Genomic DNA, 264 nt, shown 5'->3' with positions numbered 1-264 from the left:
AATGGCAGCGATGAAGTTGAGGCCGGCGCGCAAATGCAGCAGGACCCAGGACGCGTCGGCCTCCCGCAAACGCTCACCTTCAGTGTGTGTGAAAACGTTAGCGAGATCCAAACCCTTGCGACCTACGACGTCTGCGCTCCGACGCTTGCCCGATTGCGCAGACGATACAAACGTAGTCACTACAATAACCGAAGCGACGCGCCCTCGACGGACGGTCGTAACTTGTGCCGCGCGAAAGTGGAATATAACGGTGTGTGACTCAAC

General features: G+C 57.6%; 1 protein-coding gene. It reads left to right on the top strand.

Annotated features, from left to right (window positions below; all coding sequences use genetic code 11):
* On the top strand, positions 1 to 258 hold a 258-nt coding region (locus SB764_RS41230; protein ID WP_410866931.1), incomplete at its 5' end, for a hypothetical protein.
* Positions 259 to 264 lie beyond the last annotated feature (6 nt).

The organism is Paraburkholderia sp. SIMBA_027 (assembly GCF_046535315.1).
In the GTDB taxonomy this organism is placed as follows: Bacteria; Pseudomonadota; Gammaproteobacteria; order Burkholderiales; family Burkholderiaceae; genus Paraburkholderia; species Paraburkholderia tropica.
Note: the sequence above shows the minus strand (reverse complement) of the source record. Positions and strands in the feature narration are given on the sequence as shown.